At 56.4% G+C, this 1,350-nt stretch carries 1 rRNA gene (running past one end of the window); it reads right to left on the bottom strand.

Annotated elements, in window-relative coordinates:
- Window positions 1-1,276: ribosomal RNA gene (locus tag ACWGDB_RS41820) — 23S ribosomal RNA — on the bottom strand; it reaches 1,491 nt to the left of the window's first position.
- Window positions 1,277-1,350 lie beyond the last annotated feature (74 nt).

The raw sequence follows: 1,350 nt of genomic DNA on the forward strand, positions 1-1,350 counted from the left end.
GTTGTGTGAATGACACGACTTCGGCGGTACGCTTGAGCCCCGCTACATTGTCGGCGCGGAATCACTAGACCAGTGAGCTATTACGCACTCTTTCAAGGGTGGCTGCTTCTAAGCCAACCTCCTGGTTGTCTCTGCGACTCCACATCCTTTCCCACTTAGCGTACGCTTAGGGGCCTTAGTCGATGCTCTGGGCTGTTTCCCTCTCGACCATGGAGCTTATCCCCCACAGTCTCACTGCCGCGCTCTCACTTACCGGCATTCGGAGTTTGGCTAAGGTCAGTAACCCGGTAGGGCCCATCGCCTATCCAGTGCTCTACCTCCGGCAAGAAACACACGACGCTGCACCTAAATGCATTTCGGGGAGAACCAGCTATCACGGAGTTTGATTGGCCTTTCACCCCTAACCACAGGTCATCCCCCAGGTTTTCAACCCTGGTGGGTTCGGTCCTCCACGAAGTCTTACCTCCGCTTCAACCTGCCCATGGCTAGATCACTCCGCTTCGGGTCTTGAGCGCGCTACTATATCGCCCTATTCGGACTCGCTTTCGCTACGGCTTCCCCACACGGGTTAACCTCGCAACACACCGCAAACTCGCAGGCTCATTCTTCAAAAGGCACGCAGTCACGAGAATGTGCAAGCACATTCCGACGCTCCCACGGCTTGTAGGCACACGGTTTCAGGTACTATTTCACTCCCCTCCCGGGGTACTTTTCACCATTCCCTCACGGTACTATCCGCTATCGGTCACCAGGGAATATTTAGGCTTAGCGGGTGGTCCCGCCAGATTCACACGGGATTTCTCGGGCCCCGTGCTACTTGGGTGTCTCTCAAACGAGCCGCTGACGTTTCGACTACGGGGGTCTTACCCTCTACGCCGGACCTTTCGCATGTCCTTCGCCTACATCAACGGTTTCTGACTCGTCCTGTCGCCGGCAGACAACAGAAGAGAGATCCCACAACCCCGTATACGCAACCCCTGCCGGGTCTCACACGTATACGGTTTAGCCTCATCCAGTTTCGCTCGCCACTACTCCCGGAATCACGGTTGTTTTCTCTTCCTGCGGGTACTGAGATGTTTCACTTCCCCGCGTTCCCTCCACTTGCCCTATGTGTTCAGGCAAGGGTGACAGCCCATGACGACTGCCGGGTTTCCCCATTCGGAAACCCCCGGATCAAAGCCTGGTTGACGACTCCCCGGGGACTATCGTGGCCTCCCACGTCCTTCATCGGTTCCTGGTGCCAAGGCATCCACCGTGCGCCCTTAAAAACTTGGCCACAGATGCTCGCGTCCACTGTGCAGTTCTCAAACAACGACCAGTACACCGTCACACACCACCTCAGTGGTGCTA

This window comes from Streptomyces sp. NPDC055013, assembly GCF_053608645.1.